Source organism: Bacillus infantis (genome assembly GCF_020171945.1).
GTDB classification, from domain to species: domain Bacteria; phylum Bacillota; class Bacilli; order Bacillales; family Cytobacillaceae; genus Bacillus_AB; species Bacillus_AB infantis_A.
Window position 1 is genome coordinate 113,746 of sequence record NZ_JAIVAP010000010.1, and the last position, 15,055, is coordinate 128,800.

The 15,055-nt window shown below is 47.1% G+C and carries 11 protein-coding genes; all 11 read left to right on the plus strand.

All coding sequences use genetic code 11. The annotated features are described in order from the left end of the window. Positions 1 to 43 precede the first annotated feature (43 nt). Complete coding sequence (gene rseP, locus LCM00_RS14940) at positions 44 to 1,321, plus strand: RIP metalloprotease RseP (protein ID WP_224903537.1); 1,278 nt, start codon at positions 44 to 46, stop codon at positions 1,319 to 1,321. A gap of 127 nt (positions 1,322 to 1,448) precedes the next feature. Further along, positions 1,449 to 3,155, plus strand: coding sequence for a proline--tRNA ligase (locus tag LCM00_RS14945; RefSeq protein WP_224903540.1), 1,707 nt, complete (start codon positions 1,449 to 1,451; stop codon positions 3,153 to 3,155). 948 nt (positions 3,156 to 4,103) lie between these two features. Further along, positions 4,104 to 8,426 carry a PolC-type DNA polymerase III gene (locus LCM00_RS14950; protein WP_224903542.1) on the plus strand — a complete coding sequence of 1,441 codons (4,323 nt, stop codon included), beginning with the start codon at positions 4,104 to 4,106 and terminating at the stop codon, positions 8,424 to 8,426. Between the two features lie 338 nt (positions 8,427 to 8,764). Next, positions 8,765 to 9,238 (plus strand): ribosome maturation factor RimP, encoded by a 474-nt coding sequence (rimP, locus tag LCM00_RS14955; protein WP_224903618.1) that lies wholly within the window; start codon positions 8,765 to 8,767, stop codon positions 9,236 to 9,238. A gap of 42 nt (positions 9,239 to 9,280) precedes the next feature. Next, positions 9,281 to 10,465, plus strand: coding sequence for a transcription termination factor NusA (nusA, locus tag LCM00_RS14960; protein WP_224903545.1), 1,185 nt, complete (start codon positions 9,281 to 9,283; stop codon positions 10,463 to 10,465). 16 nt (positions 10,466 to 10,481) lie between these two features. Then, complete coding sequence (rnpM, locus tag LCM00_RS14965) at positions 10,482 to 10,763, plus strand: RNase P modulator RnpM (protein ID WP_035403514.1); 282 nt, start codon at positions 10,482 to 10,484, stop codon at positions 10,761 to 10,763. After that, complete coding sequence (locus LCM00_RS14970) at positions 10,763 to 11,065, plus strand: YlxQ family RNA-binding protein (RefSeq protein WP_224903548.1); 303 nt, start codon at positions 10,763 to 10,765, stop codon at positions 11,063 to 11,065. The genes rnpM and LCM00_RS14970 overlap by 1 nt, the downstream gene beginning before the upstream one ends. Positions 11,066 to 11,084: 19 nt before the next feature. Next, complete coding sequence (gene infB / locus LCM00_RS14975; protein ID WP_224903550.1) at positions 11,085 to 13,358, plus strand: translation initiation factor IF-2; 2,274 nt, start codon at positions 11,085 to 11,087, stop codon at positions 13,356 to 13,358. After that, entirely contained in the window at positions 13,358 to 13,639 is a 282-nt protein-coding gene (locus LCM00_RS14980; RefSeq protein WP_224903552.1) for a DUF503 domain-containing protein, read from the plus strand. Before infB ends, LCM00_RS14980 begins: the two co-directional genes overlap by 1 nt. Before the next feature lie 14 nt (positions 13,640 to 13,653). Then, entirely contained in the window at positions 13,654 to 14,025 is a 372-nt protein-coding gene (gene rbfA, locus LCM00_RS14985; RefSeq protein ID WP_224903554.1) for a 30S ribosome-binding factor RbfA, read from the plus strand. A gap of 101 nt (positions 14,026 to 14,126) precedes the next feature. Beyond that, positions 14,127 to 15,044: a tRNA pseudouridine(55) synthase TruB gene (gene truB, locus LCM00_RS14990; protein ID WP_224903556.1), complete on the plus strand. Its 918-nt coding sequence runs from the start codon at positions 14,127 to 14,129 to the stop codon at positions 15,042 to 15,044. The last annotated feature ends 11 nt before the right edge of the window (positions 15,045 to 15,055 follow it).

Here is a 15,055-nt window from a genome sequence, read left to right on the forward strand (position 1 = left end):
GCTTTTCTTACTGAACAACCTCTAAAAAAAGGTGGTTATATTTTTGGATACTGTGATAGCCTTTATTATCATTTTTGGAGCCCTTGTTTTTTTCCATGAGTTGGGGCATTTTGTATTCGCCAAAAGGGCCGGCATTCTTTGCCGTGAGTTTGCAATAGGTTTCGGCCCGAAGGTGTTCTCCCATAAAAAAGGAGAGACTGTCTACACCATCCGTCTGCTTCCGATCGGGGGATTTGTCAGGATGGCAGGGGAAGATCCTGAAATGGTGGAAATCAAACCGGGCTATCGTGTTGGTTTGATTTTGGATGAAGACGAACGGGTCAGCAAAATCATTCTTAACAATAAAGATAAATATCCGGATGCAAGGCCGATTGAAGTGGAATATGCCGACATCGAGCATGATCTTGTCATCCGCGGCTATGCCGAGGGTGAAGAGGAAGAAAGGCTTGTATCATATCCGATCAACAAGGATGCTCTCCTTGTTGAGGATGGTGTGGAAACACTCATCGCCCCGTATGACAGGCAGTTTGCTTCCAAGACGCTCGGGCAGAGGACTATGGCCATATTTGCCGGACCGATGATGAACTTCATCCTTGCATTTGTCGTCTTTGTACTGATCGGCCTTCTTCAGGGAATGCCGACAAACGAACCTGAGCTTGGGCGACTGACGCCTGATGGAGCTGCCAAGGACTCAGGCCTCCTTGAAGGAGATCAGGTCCAGAGCATCAATGGCGCTGAAATCTCAAGCTGGAACGATGTGGTGGAAATCATCCAGCAGAGTCCGGGTAAAGAGCTGGATTTCATCCTTAGCCGCGATGGAGAAGAGCTTGAAATACCTGTAACCCCTGAGGCAAGGGAAGTTGAAGGGGAAAAAGGCAAAGAAACCATTGGCATAATCGGCGTATACAGCCCGATGGAGAAATCTCCTCTGAAAGCCATCGCTTATGGCGCAGAGGAAACATACACATGGACGAAAGAGATTTTCGTCATGCTTGGAAAGCTAGTCACAGGCCAGTTCTCCATTGATGCTTTATCAGGCCCTGTCGGCATCTATGTTTCAACAGATACAGTGGCTAAATCAGGCATCTATTATCTGATGAAATGGGCAGGGATACTGAGCATCAACCTAGGAATCATGAATCTATTGCCGATTCCGGCGCTTGATGGCGGAAGGCTCATGTTCTTTGCAGTTGAAGCATTGCGGGGCAAGCCGATCGACCGCAACAAAGAAGGGATGGTCCATTTTATCGGATTTGCCCTCCTTATGCTGCTGATGCTTGTTGTCACATGGAATGATATCCAGCGTTTCTTCCTGCAATAGAATAAAATGAAACATCTGCGGCTATCTCCAGAACCGGCGATAGCCCAGTTTTTTCTCCGGATACCCGGGAAACGGGACAAGCCTTACCCTGATTAAGAATTAATTTTGAAACGAAGAGGTGCTGATAATGAAGCAAAGCATGACACTTATACCAACTTTAAGAGAAGTACCGGCAGATGCCGAGGTCAGAAGCCATCAGCTTCTCCTCAGGGCAGGATTCATCCGCCAGAACGCAGCGGGTGTGTACAGCTATCTGCCAATGGCGCGCAAAGTGCTGCAGAAAATTGAAGCCATTGTCCGGGAAGAGATGGATGATGCAGGGGCAAGTGAACTGTTGATGCCGGCGCTCCAGCAGGCTGAGCTGTGGCAGGAATCAGGAAGATGGTATACATACGGGCCAGAGCTAATGAGATTAAAGGATCGTAATGACCGGGAGTTCGCTTTGGGTGCAACCCATGAAGAAGTAATCACCAGCCTGGTTCGTGACGAAGTAAAATCATACAAAAGACTGCCATTGACGCTGTATCAGATCCAGACAAAATTCAGGGATGAACAGAGGCCGCGTTTCGGAATTCTGCGCGGACGCGAATTCATCATGAAAGATGCGTACTCTTTCCATTCTTCACAGGAAAGCCTTGATGAAGTATACAGCAGGCTCTTTACAGCATACTCCAATATCTTCACGCGCTGCGGTCTGAACTTCAGGGCAGTTATTGCTGATTCAGGCGCGATGGGCGGAAAAGATACCCATGAATTCATGGTGCTTTCCGATATCGGTGAAGATACGATTGCTTATTCCGATTCTTCGGATTATGCTGCAAATGTTGAAATGGCGCCAGTCATCAACGCATATGCGAAAAGTGATGCCGCTCCAAAGGAATTGGAAAAGGTCCAGACGGAAAATCAAAAATCGATCGAAGAAGTGTCTTCATTCCTGAATGTGTCAAGTGAGGAATGCATCAAATCTCTTCTTTTCAAGGTTGATGACAAACATGTACTGGTTCTTGTCCGCGGTGATCACGAGGTAAACGACATTAAACTGAAGAACCTCTTCTCAGCTGCAACGGCTGAATTGGCTTCTCCAGAAGAAACACGCAGCATCCTTGGCTGTTCTGTCGGATCACTGGGCCCAATCGGCGCTAAGGATGTTGAAATTGTTGCAGACCATGCTGTAGAAGCAGTAGTGAACGGCATATGCGGTGCGAATGAAGAAGGATTCCATTATATCAATGTGAACGCCGGACGCGATTTTGAAGTCTCTCAATTTGCCGATCTCCGCTTTATCCAGGAAGGCGACCTCTCTCCGGATGGAAACGGAAAAATCCTTTTTGCAAAAGGCATTGAAGTCGGCCATGTCTTTAAACTTGGCACCCGCTACAGTGAAGCAATGAACGCCGTTTACCTTGACGAAAACGGCCGTACACAGCCGATGATCATGGGCTGCTACGGCATCGGTGTATCCCGTATCCTTGCTGCAATAGCAGAACAGTACAATGATGACAAAGGCTTCACATGGCCGGCAGACCTCGCGCCATTCAAGGTCCATGTCATTGCCGTCAACATGAAGGACGAAGCGCAGGCCAGCCTCGGAGAAGAGCTTTACAAAGAACTCCGCAGCAAAGGCTACGAAGTCCTCTTTGACGAAAGACCGGAAAGAGCCGGCGTAAAATTTGCCGACGCCGACCTCATCGGACTGCCAATCCGAGTAACAGCCGGCAAAAAAGCCTCCGAAGGCATTGTCGAAGTAAAAGTAAGAAGCACAGGCGAAATGGAAGAAATCCATAAAGACCAGCTGTTGGAGCATATTGCTTCCATCCTTACTGCACAAAAGTAATTTAAACTAAAAACGGATCCCGCTGCGGGGTCCGTTTTAATTTGTGGGAAGACTTTAATGTTGGTATTTTAGTTTAAGTTTTTTTTCGTAAGGATTGTTGATTTTAATGATATTCATCTGAGATTTACATTTTGTGGTATTGTATCCTAATTTGAGTAGCCAGCAAGCCTTTAAATAAGCGGAAAATTTCCGGTTAGACTGCTGAATATGGCACGGGTGGGTGTAAATAAGGGGAGAATTTCCGGTTAAACGGAGCGAAGTTGCTCATTTCCCTGTTTTTTGAGTCGATAGACGGAAATTCTCCGTCTATTTGAGCTGTTTTTAGAGCTTTTTTGAAATGAGGGGGAATTTCTCCGCTTATTTTTCAACCTGTCAATGATTCCTTCAATCAGGTCCGGAAAGGCAAGCTCTTTTATGAAACGGCGGGAACAAAACGCCTACTGAAGAGGTATTTTATCATATCTTAAAAGGATGACAAGATAGCAAAACCTGTGCGAAAAGAGCCTTTTAAAAAACCCCAGAAAGTTTATAAGCCTGTTGAGTGGAGTGGTAGGCACGAAGAATCCTCATTTTTCTCGTGCGATGAATCTACATGAAAGGTTATTCAACATCCTGCGGGAAATAGCGGCAAGGCTGAGACCCCGCAAGAGCTTGCTCTGAGGAGCTCAGCGTCGCCCCGGGGAAAGCGAAGTGCCTGCAACGGAAATCAACAGGCTCATCTACAGCAGACAATTTTTCTGCAAATCACAACCAGATTACTCCAGGTGTTAAACATCATGGCTCTTGTATAACATTTTAAAAAGTAGGCATGCCAAATCAGAACCAACTTCATTTTCACACTATTTCTTTTTCAAAACACACCCACTCTTTATGGTATAATGACTAATGTTTCTAACCAAAAAAACAATCACATATATAAAATAGATTTTAAGGATAGGAGAGAGAACGATGAGCGATGCCACAGGCAAAAAAGAGCGATTCCACCTCTTGCTCCAGCAGCTTCAACTCACAGAAGATGCCTTTGTAAAGCATTTTGAGAATGCGCAAATAGACAAAGTAGTAATAGAAAAGCAGGCAAAGAAATGGCATTTCTACTTCCTGTTTGACAGCATATTGCCATGCAGTGTCTTCAGCCGGTTTTCTGTCCAGCTGGAAAAAACATTTTCACATATAGCCAACACTTCTTTCACTATAGAAGTGGCAGACCAGAACTTCACAGAAGAACTGCTCCTGGATTACTGGAAAAGCTGCATCCAGGAAATCGAGGGGATATCGCCTCCGCTGATCAAGCTTCTGAATGAACAGACGCCAAAGGTGCAGGGGACGAAGGTCATATTGAACGTCCGCAATGAAATGGAAGGACTGGCGATCAAGCGGAAGTATGCCGGCATGATAGCGAATGTCTTCCAGACGTTTGGTTTCCCTATGCTGACTATCGATACAGAAATAAATGCCGATTCCTCATCCAATGCTGAGTATGAGCAGTTCCTGAAGGCAAAACAGCAGGAAGACCAGGAACGGGGCCGCCAGGCAATGATCGATATGCAGAAAAAAGAAGCCGAGGGCGATTCAGGCTCAGGCGAACTGCAGGGACCGCTGTCTATCGGCCTTACCATCAAGGACGATGCAGACTTCAGGCGTCTTGAGGAAATTGTCGATGAAGAGCGCAGAGTTGCGGTTGAAGGCTTTATTTTTGCAGCTGAAACGAAGGAGCTCCGAAGCGGCAGGACTCTGCTGACCTTTAAGGTCACAGACTACACAAGCTCCATCATGGTCAAAATGTTTTCGCGCGACAAAGAGGATGCAGCTCTGTTCCAGCATGTCCAAAAAGGCATGTGGGTGAAGGTCCGCGGAAGCATCCAAAATGATACATTTGTGCGCGACCTGGTCATGATCGGAAACGACATTAATGAGATTAAGCCGGTCCTAAGAAAAGACACTGCACCTGAAGACGAGAAACGGGTCGAGCTTCACCTCCATACCCCTATGAGCCAGATGGACGCAGTTTCATCGGTAAGTGCGCTGGTATCACAGGCCAAGAAATGGGGCCATAAGGCGATTGCCATTACAGACCATGCCGTGGCACAGTCTTTCCCGGAGGCATTTGGTGCAGGAAAGAAAAATGATATTAAAATCCTTTATGGAGTCGAAATCAATCTGATTGATGACGGCGTTCCGATTGCCTATAATTCTGCCCCGATCCACCTGGCAGAAGGTACGTATATCGTCTTTGACGTGGAAACAACAGGGCTTTCCGCTGTTTATGATACAATCATCGAGCTTGCAGCTGTCAAAATACACGACGGCGAAATCATCGACAGATTCGAATCATTTGCCAACCCGCATCATCCTCTGTCAGCGACAACGATAAATTTAACAGGCATCACTGATGACGATGTCAGAAATGCCCCAGAGGTTGAAGAGGTGCTCCGCAGGTTTAAAGAGTGGTCCCAGAACGATATCCTGGTTGCCCATAACGCATCATTTGATATGGGCTTTCTGAATACAGGATATAAAAGATATGGTGTCGGCAAAGCCGCCAACCCTGTCATCGACACGCTGGAGCTTGCAAGGTTCCTGCTTCCGGAGATGAAGAACCACCGCCTCAACACACTGGCTAAGAAATTCGATGTTGAGCTTACACAGCATCACAGAGCCATTTATGATGCAGAAGCCACAGGCTATCTATTGATCAAGATGCTCAAAGAGGTTATGCAAAAAGGCATTGAATACCATAATCAGCTTAATGACAATATGGGCAAGGGCAATGCCTACCAAAGGGCACGTCCATCCCATTGCACGCTGCTGGCCCAGACAGAAGCCGGCCTTAAGAATCTGTTCAAGCTTGTGTCCATTTCACATATGAACTATTTTTACCGGGTTCCGAGGGTTCCCCGTTCATTACTTGAAAAGTACAGGGATGGCATCCTTGTCGGTTCGGGCTGCGACCGCGGCGAGGTTTTTGAAGCTATGATGCAGAAGGGGCCGGAAGAAGCTGAAGACTTGGCCTCCTTTTACGACTATCTTGAGGTTCATCCCAAAGCTGTCTATGCACACCTGATTGAAATGGAGCTGGTCAGGGATGAAAAAGCACTGGAAGAAATCATTTCGAATATCGTAAAACTTGGTGAAAAACTGGACATCCCTGTCGCTGCTACCGGAAATGTCCATTATCTGAATCCTGTTGATAAAATATACAGGAAAATCCTGATCAATTCACAGGGCGGCGCCAATCCGCTGAACCGCCATCAGCTCCCGGATGTACATTTCCGGACAACAAATGAAATGCTCGACGCCTTCTCTTTCCTCGGCAAAGAAAAGGCAAAGGAAATTGTTGTCGAAAACACGAATAAAGTTGCGGATATGATAGACAGCATCAAACCGATCAAGGACGATCTGTACACCCCGAAAATCGAAGGTGCTGATGAAGAAATGCGCAATATGAGCTATGACATGGCTAGGCGGATCTATGGGGATGAACTGCCGGAAATCGTCGAGGCCAGGCTTGAAAAAGAGCTTAAGAGCATCATTGGCCACGGGTTTGCCGTCATTTACCTGATCTCTCATAAGCTAGTAAAAAAATCGCTGAATGATGGGTACCTCGTTGGTTCGCGGGGATCGGTCGGTTCTTCCTTTGTCGCAACCATGACCGAGATTACGGAAGTAAACCCGCTGCCGCCGCATTATGTCTGCCCGGCCTGCAAGCATTCCGAGTTCTTTAACGACGGCTCTGTCGGATCGGGCTTTGATCTGCCTGACAAAAACTGCCCGACTTGCGATATTCCATACCGCAAAGACGGCCATGACATCCCGTTTGAAACGTTCCTCGGATTCAAAGGGGACAAAGTCCCTGATATTGACTTGAACTTTTCAGGCGAATATCAGCCGAGGGCACATAATTACACAAAGGTGCTGTTCGGTGAAGACAATGTTTACCGTGCCGGAACGATCGGCACTGTAGCAGATAAGACGGCTTACGGTTATGTTAAGGCATATCAGCAGGACAACAACCTGCAGATCCGCGGTGCAGAGATTGACCGCCTTGCATCAGGCTGCACAGGCGTTAAAAGGACGACCGGCCAGCACCCTGGGGGCATCATCGTTGTTCCTGATTATATGGATATCTTCGATTTCTCGCCGATCCAGTTTCCGGCTGATGACAGAACATCAGAATGGAAGACGACCCATTTTGACTTCCATTCGATCCATGACAATCTCCTGAAGCTCGATATACTCGGCCATGATGACCCGACTGTCATCAGGATGCTCCAGGATCTGAGCGGAATTGATCCGAAGACGATACCGACTGATGATCCTGAAGTCATGAAGATTTTCTCCGGAACTGAATCATTGGGCGTCACTCAAGATCAGATCATGTGTAAAACAGGGACGCTTGGCATACCGGAATTCGGGACGCGCTTTGTCCGCCAGATGCTTGAGGATACGAAGCCGACCACCTTCTCTGAGCTTGTACAGATCTCAGGCCTGTCGCACGGGACGGATGTATGGCTCGGCAATGCACAGGAGCTGATCCATAACAGCATCTGTACCCTGAGTGAGGTTATCGGCTGCCGTGATGACATTATGGTGTATTTGATCTATCAGGGCCTTGAGCCTGCCTTCGCCTTCAAAATCATGGAGTCAGTCCGTAAAGGGAAAGGGCTCTCTGATGAAATGGAAGAAGAAATGCGCAGAAATGAAGTGCCTGAATGGTATATTGATTCCTGCAAAAAGATAAAATACATGTTCCCGAAAGCACACGCCGCCGCTTATGTTTTGATGGCTGTCCGGATTGCGTATTTCAAAGTGCATCACGCCCTTCTATATTATGCTGCCTACTTTACGGTCAGGGCTGAAGACTTTGATGTAGAAGCAATGGTCCGCGGATCTCAGGCCATCAGGGCGAAGATCGAGGAAATCAACGCAAAAGGACTTGACGCTTCACCAAAGGAAAAGAACCTTCTTACCGTCATGGAGCTTGCTCTGGAAATGAACGAACGCGGCTATAAATTCTCCAAAGTGGACTTGTACCGTTCGGATGCAACTGATTTCATCATCGACGGAGATTCTCTCATCCCGCCATTCAATGCAATACCGGGGCTTGGCACAAATGCAGCCCTTAACATTGTAAAGGCAAGGGGAGAAGGGGAGTTCCTCTCTAAAGAAGATCTCCAGCAAAGAGGAAGGATCTCCAAAACGATCCTTGAGTACCTGGATAACCACGGCTGCCTGGAGTCTCTCCCAGATCAAAACCAGCTGTCATTATTCTAAACCAGGAGTTTGGCTGCAGTATCCGCTGGCATGGCAAACCCTTGCCAGTACCGCTGTTCCATTTGCATAAAAAATTTGGTTATGGTATAGTTTTATTGGAAATACTAAGGATAACTCTCGAAAAAGAGTGGGGCAACCCACTCTTTCGTGTTGTGTACGCTAATTTCTGAACGCTTCTCCAGGCATCTGCTCTGTAAAAGAAGCATGTTCCGGCTGAGAGCCCCCCCTTAGAGGGGGGTCTCTTTAAATGCCGGGGCCAGGCTTTTTGCAGGCATGGGCCTGAGCATCCCGGGATATTACATACGGGTTTAAGGATGCCTTAACACCAAAGGAGGGAAATTATGAGCAAAGTGACTGAAACCGTCGAAGAGCTGGTCACCCCTATCGTGGATGATCTTAATCTGGAGCTGGTTGATATTGAATATGTTAAAGAAGGAAAAGAGTGGTTCCTTCGCGTATTTATTGATAAGGAGCAGGGTGTAGACATTGAAGAATGCGGCCTTGTCAGCGAAAGGCTCAGCGAAAAGCTCGACGAACTCGATCCTATTCCTTATAACTATTTCCTGGAAGTCTCATCACCGGGTGCTGAACGCCCTCTGAAAAAAGAGAAGGACTATAAAAGTGCAATCGGAAAAAATGTCCTCATTAAAACGTATGAACCAATAGATGGCGAAAAAACGTTTGAAGGTAAGCTCACTCAATTTGATGGTGAAACAGTGACTGTGGAAGTCAGGGTCAAAACAAGAATAAAAACAATTTCCATTCCATACGAAAAAGTGGCCAATGCCCGTTTGGCAGTTACTTTCTCATAAGGAAGAAACGAGATTTAGGAGATTAAAGGGGGATACAATCTCATGAGCAGTGAATTGCTGGATGCTCTGACGTTGCTGGAAAAAGAAAAAGGAATTTCTCGGGATATCATTATTGAGGCAATTGAAGCAGCCTTGATTTCAGCCTACCGCCGCAACTTTAACCAGGCGCAAAATGTCCGCATCGACTTGAACCTTGGAAGCGGAACAATGAGGGTTTTTGCCCGCAAGGAAGTAGTAGAGCAGGTCTTTGACCCGCGCCTGGAAATCAGCCTTGACGAAGCAAAGGCCATCAACCCGAATTATCAGGTTGAAGATGTGGTTGAATTGGAGGTCACTCCGAAGGACTTTGGCCGCATAGCTGCACAGACTGCCAAGCAGGTTGTGACACAGCGTGTCCGCGAGGCAGAGCGCGGGATCATCTATTCGGAATTCATCGACCGCGAAGAAGACATCATGACCGGGATTGTCCAAAGGCAGGACCCTAAATTCATTTATGTCAGCCTCGGCAAGATCGAAGCCATTCTTCCGGCCAATGAGCAGATGCCTAATGAGCAATACAAGCCTCATGACAGGATCAAGGTCTTTATCACAAAAGTCGAAAAAACGACTAAAGGGCCGCAGATTTTTGTTTCCCGGACACATCCCGGCTTATTGAAGCGCCTGTTTGAAATTGAAGTGCCTGAAATTTATGACGGCACCGTAGAAATCAAATCGGTTTCAAGGGAAGCGGGAGACCGCTCCAAGATCTCAGTTCATGCTGACAACAGCGAAGTCGACCCGGTAGGATCCTGTGTAGGTCCAAAAGGGACTCGTGTACAGGCAGTCGTCAATGAGCTGAAAGGCGAGAAGATCGACATTGTCAAATGGTCGCCGGATCCGGTTGTTTTTGTGGCAAATGCATTGAGCCCTTCCAAAGTGCTGGATGTAATTGTGAATGAAGAAGATAAGGCAACCACGGTTATCGTGCCGGATTACCAGCTTTCGCTTGCAATCGGGAAGCGCGGGCAGAATGCGCGCCTTGCTGCCAAGCTGACCGGCTGGAAAATCGACATTAAATCTGAGACTGAAGCCCGTGAATCAGGCATTTTCCCGCGTGAAGAGTCACTTCTTTCTTTTGATGAAGAAGATTACGCTGATGATGCGGATTATGACTCTGATTCAGATTACACTTCTGAAGAAGATGCTGATTTCGAATCTGACTATGATGCAGATGAAGACAGGGAGTAAGAAAGGGTGAATGATCGTGAACAAGAATAAAAAGGTTCCAATGCGTAAATGTGTCGCTACCGGTGAAATGAAGCCGAAAAAAGAACTGGTTCGCATCGTTCGCTCTAAGGAAGGTGAGGTCTCTTTGGATCTGACCGGGAAAAAGTCAGGCCGGGGAGCTTATCTTTCCAGAGATAAAGAAGCAGTCTTATCAGCACAAAAGAAAAATATACTCTCAAATCATCTCGATGCAGCAGTGGATGATTCTATATACGAAGAGCTTTTAGAGCTCATAGAGAAGGAGAAACGACTATCCTGATGAACTCAAATCAATGGATGTCATTGCTTGGCTTGGCCAATCGAGCACGCAGGATCATATCGGGTGAAGAGCTTTCCGTCAAAGAAATCAGAGGCGGCAAAGCGAAGCTCGTGCTGCTGTCAGCAGATGCATCTGCGAATACAGCAAAAAAAGTGACAGACAAATGTAAATCCTATAACGTTCCATATAAAATAGTGGAAAATCGTCACCTTCTTGGTCAAGCGATCGGAAAAGAAGCACGTGTAGTTGTGGCTGTCCTTGACAGCGGGTTTGCAAAAAAACTGTTGACGCTGCTCGATTAATTCTACCGGGGGTGAAAATATGAGTAAAATGCGCGTCTATGAATATGCAAAGAAATTCAATATTTCAAGCAAAGACGTTATTACAAAATTGAAAGACATGAACGTGGAAGTTTCAAACCATATGACAACGATTGAAAATGATGCTGTTAAAAAACTGGATGAGATTTTTGCCAAGAAGGCGGACAGCAAACCAGCCAGACCTAATCAGTCAGCCGGAAATCAAAAGCCGCAGCAGAACAGCCAGCCAAGGCCAAAAGCTTCTGGCGAGCAGAACAGCAACAGCAACAGCGGCAGCCGCGACAAAGCGAGGTCTTCTGCACCGGCAAACCGTTCAGGCGGAGGCAGTCAGGCTAAGTCCTTCGGCGGCAATAACAATAATAGCAATAATAACAACCGCAATAATAACAATCGCAACAATAACAACAATCGAAACAACAATAATAATAATAATAATAATAATAAAAACCGCAACAACCGCAATAACCAGAATAAAGGGAAGCAGCATACTAACCATGCTCCTCAGCCCCGCAAAGAAAAAGAGCTTCCGGCTAAAATCACCTTCAGTGATTCATTGACAGTAGCGGAGCTCGGTAAAAAGCTGCACCGCGAACCTTCAGAAATCATCAAAAAGCTCTTTATGCTTGGAGTAATGGCTACAATCAACCAGGACCTTGATAAAGATGCCATCGAGCTGATTGCCGGTGAATACGGCGTGGAAGTTGAGGAAGAAATCCTCATCGATACATCGGACCTTGAGGTTTATTTCACAGAAGATGAAAGTGCTGAACTGATTGAAAGGCCATCTGTTGTAACGATCATGGGACACGTTGACCATGGTAAAACGACTCTTCTTGACAGCATCAGGAATACAAAGGTGACTGCAGGCGAGGCTGGCGGGATTACCCAGCATATCGGTGCCTATCAGGTAGAAGAAAACGGCAAGAAGATTACCTTCCTTGATACACCTGGACACGCAGCGTTTACAACTATGCGTGCCCGTGGAGCTAAGATCACGGATATTACAATCCTGGTTGTTGCAGCTGACGACGGGGTTATGCCTCAGACTGTAGAAGCAATCAACCATGCAAAGGCAGCCGAGGTGCCAATCATCGTTGCCGTCAATAAAATGGATAAGCCTGCTGCCAATCCTGACCGCGTGATGCAGGAATTGACAGAGCACGGGCTTGTGCCTGAAGCATGGGGCGGAGAAACGATCTTTGTTCCGCTTTCAGCCCTGACTGGAGATGGAATCGACTCCTTGCTTGAGATGATCCTTCTTGTGAGCGAGGTTGAAGAATACAAGGCCAATCCTGACCGCAATGCAGTCGGAACGGTCATTGAAGCACAGCTTGACAAAGGCAGGGGTTCAGTTGCCACCCTTCTTGTCCAGAATGGAACACTGAAGGTCGGCGATCCGATCGTAGTCGGCACAACGTTTGGACGTGTGCGTGCAATGGTCAATGATCTTGGCCGCCGCGTCAAAGAAGCAGGTCCATCCACACCGGTTGAAATCACCGGACTGAATGATGTGCCGCTTGCAGGCGACCGTTTTGTCGTGTTCAACGATGAGAAAACAGCCCGCCAGGTCGGGGAAGTACGTTCACAGCAGGCGATCCAGGCTCAGAGAAGCGAAAAGACGCGAGTCAGCCTTGATAACTTGTTTGAACATATGAAACAAGGGGAAATGAAAGATCTAAACATCATTATTAAAGCGGATGTACAAGGTTCCGCCGAGGCGCTCGCAGCTGCTTTGAATAAGATAGATGTTGAAGGAGTCAATGTAAGGATCATTCATACAGCAGTCGGTGCGATCAATGAATCAGACATCACCCTTGCCGCTGCTTCAAATGCCATTGTCATCGGCTTTAACGTAAGGCCTGATAATAATGCGAAGCGTGCAGCAGATACTGAGGAAGTGGATGTTCGCCTGCACAGGATCATCTACAAAGTGATCGACGAGATCGAATCAGCCATGAAAGGCATGCTTGATCCGGAATTTGAAGAGAAAGTCATCGGCCAGGCTGAAATCCGCCAAACCTTTAAGGTATCTAAAGTCGGAACGATTGCCGGCTCCTATGTTACAGATGGGAAAATCACACGCGACAGCGGCATCCGCCTCATCCGTGACGGAGTGGTCATTTTTGAAGGCGAAATCGATGCCCTCAAACGCTTTAAGGATGATGCGAAAGAAGTCAGCCAGGGCTATGAGTGCGGAATTACCATCAAAAACTTCAATGATGTAAAAGAAGGCGACGTAGTCGAAGCATATATCATGGAAGAAGTGGAACGTTAATGGTAGTTGGCCTAGCAGCCTGCGAATGCATTATTTATGATGCACATTCTTTAAAAGAAAAAAGAGCTGTTCTGCAGCGGATCATCATGCGGCTCAGGCAGAGGCATAATCTGTCTGTTGCCGAAGTTGATTTCCAGGATACGTGGCAGAGGACCAAAATTGCCGTTGCGGCAGTTGCCTCTGCCCGTGTCTCCGCAGAAGCGGAGCTGCAGAACGCTCTCAAGCTAATTGATTCGTTTCCGGAAATAGAACGGACAATCACAGATATAGAGTGGCTTTAACAAGAGGTGATCATATGAGCCATAGAGCAAATAGAGTTGGAGAACAAATGAAGAAGGAGCTTGGCGAGATCATTGGACGAAAGATCAAGGATCCGCGCATTGGCTTTGTGACTGTAACTGATGTTGCTGTTACCGGTGACCTGCAGCAGGCAACCGTGTATATCTCGGTTCTTGGCGATGAAGAGCAAAGGGAAAACACGCTTAAGGGACTTGCCAAAGCAAAAGGGTTCATCCGTTCAGAAATTGGACAGCGCATCCGGCTTCGCAAAACACCTGAAATCATCTTTGAGTTTGATGAATCAATCGATTATGGAAATCGCATTGATACACTTCTTCATAAAATTCAGGAAGAAGGCCAATCTAAAGAAGAACAGGATAAAGAATAAGCTTCCGGAAAGGATAGACTCTGGTCTATCCTTTTTTTGGCTGCCCTGCAATAAAGAAGGCCGGGCAGCCAGCGTACATATAGTAATGGAGGGGTATGGAAATGGAAGGAATCATACCGTTATTTAAACCTAAAGGGATGACATCCCATGATTGTGTGTTCAAGCTTCGCAAAATCCTGAGGATGAAAAGGATCGGCCACACCGGCACACTTGATCCGGACGTGACCGGAGTCCTTCCCATCTGCATTGGCAGGGCCACTAAAGTCGCGGAATACATCACCGATGCCGGGAAGGCTTATGAGGGTGAAGTCACCCTCGGCTTTTCCACATCAACAGAAGACGCATCTGGTGAAAAGATTGAAGAAAAACCTGTTGCCGGTAGAGTTGCAAGAACACAAATCATCGATGTCCTGGAGAGTCTGAAGGGTGAAATCACACAGACGCCGCCAATGTACTCGGCTGTAAAGGTGAATGGCAAAAGGCTTTATGAATACGCTAGAAAAGGAATTCAGGTTGAGAGGCCGACACGAAAGGTCAGCATCTACTCAATTGAGCTGCTGAGCGGGGGGCAGGAATTCGAAGGGCCCAATCCGTCTTTCCGCTTCCGGGTAGAATGCAGCAAAGGGACTTACATCCGTACGCTTGCTGTAATGATCGGGGAAGCCCTGGGTTATCCTGCCCATATGTCTGATCTTGAAAGAATCCGCTCGGCCTCTTTTGAGAAAGGGGAGTGCCTGACATTCGAAGAGATTGAAGCTCTTCAGGAAAGCGGGGAGCTTGCTGCAAAAATCAGGCCGCTCGAAGAGGGGATTTCTCATTTGCCGAAATACACGATTAGTGATACAGTTGCAGAGAAAGTAAAAAATGGAGCACTTCTGAATATACCGGATTTCCTGGAGAAAGAAACAGGCCCGATTGTCGTCCAGACAGAGGGCGGGACTGCCCTGGCCATCTATCTTCACCATCCGGCAAAGCCCGGCCTTATGAAGCCGTCCAAAGTGCTTAGAAACGAAGCATAGTATCCAGCAAT

Excerpts from the sequence above, each read along its gene's own strand:
- LCM00_RS14970 (WP_224903548.1), top strand. The coding sequence starts at position 10,763 with ATGAACTCAAATCAATGGATGTCATTGCTTGGCTTGGCCAATCGAGCA.
- LCM00_RS14950 (WP_224903542.1), top strand. The coding sequence starts at position 4,104 with ATGAGCGATGCCACAGGCAAAAAAGAGCGATTCCACCTCTTGCTCCAG.
- LCM00_RS14980 (WP_224903552.1), top strand. The coding sequence starts at position 13,358 with ATGGTAGTTGGCCTAGCAGCCTGCGAATGCATTATTTATGATGCACAT.
- infB (WP_224903550.1), top strand. The coding sequence starts at position 11,085 with ATGAGTAAAATGCGCGTCTATGAATATGCAAAGAAATTCAATATTTCA.
- rbfA (WP_224903554.1), top strand. The coding sequence starts at position 13,654 with ATGAGCCATAGAGCAAATAGAGTTGGAGAACAAATGAAGAAGGAGCTT.
- nusA (WP_224903545.1), top strand. The coding sequence starts at position 9,281 with ATGAGCAGTGAATTGCTGGATGCTCTGACGTTGCTGGAAAAAGAAAAA.
- truB (WP_224903556.1), top strand. The coding sequence starts at position 14,127 with ATGGAAGGAATCATACCGTTATTTAAACCTAAAGGGATGACATCCCAT.
- LCM00_RS14945 (WP_224903540.1), top strand. The coding sequence starts at position 1,449 with ATGAAGCAAAGCATGACACTTATACCAACTTTAAGAGAAGTACCGGCA.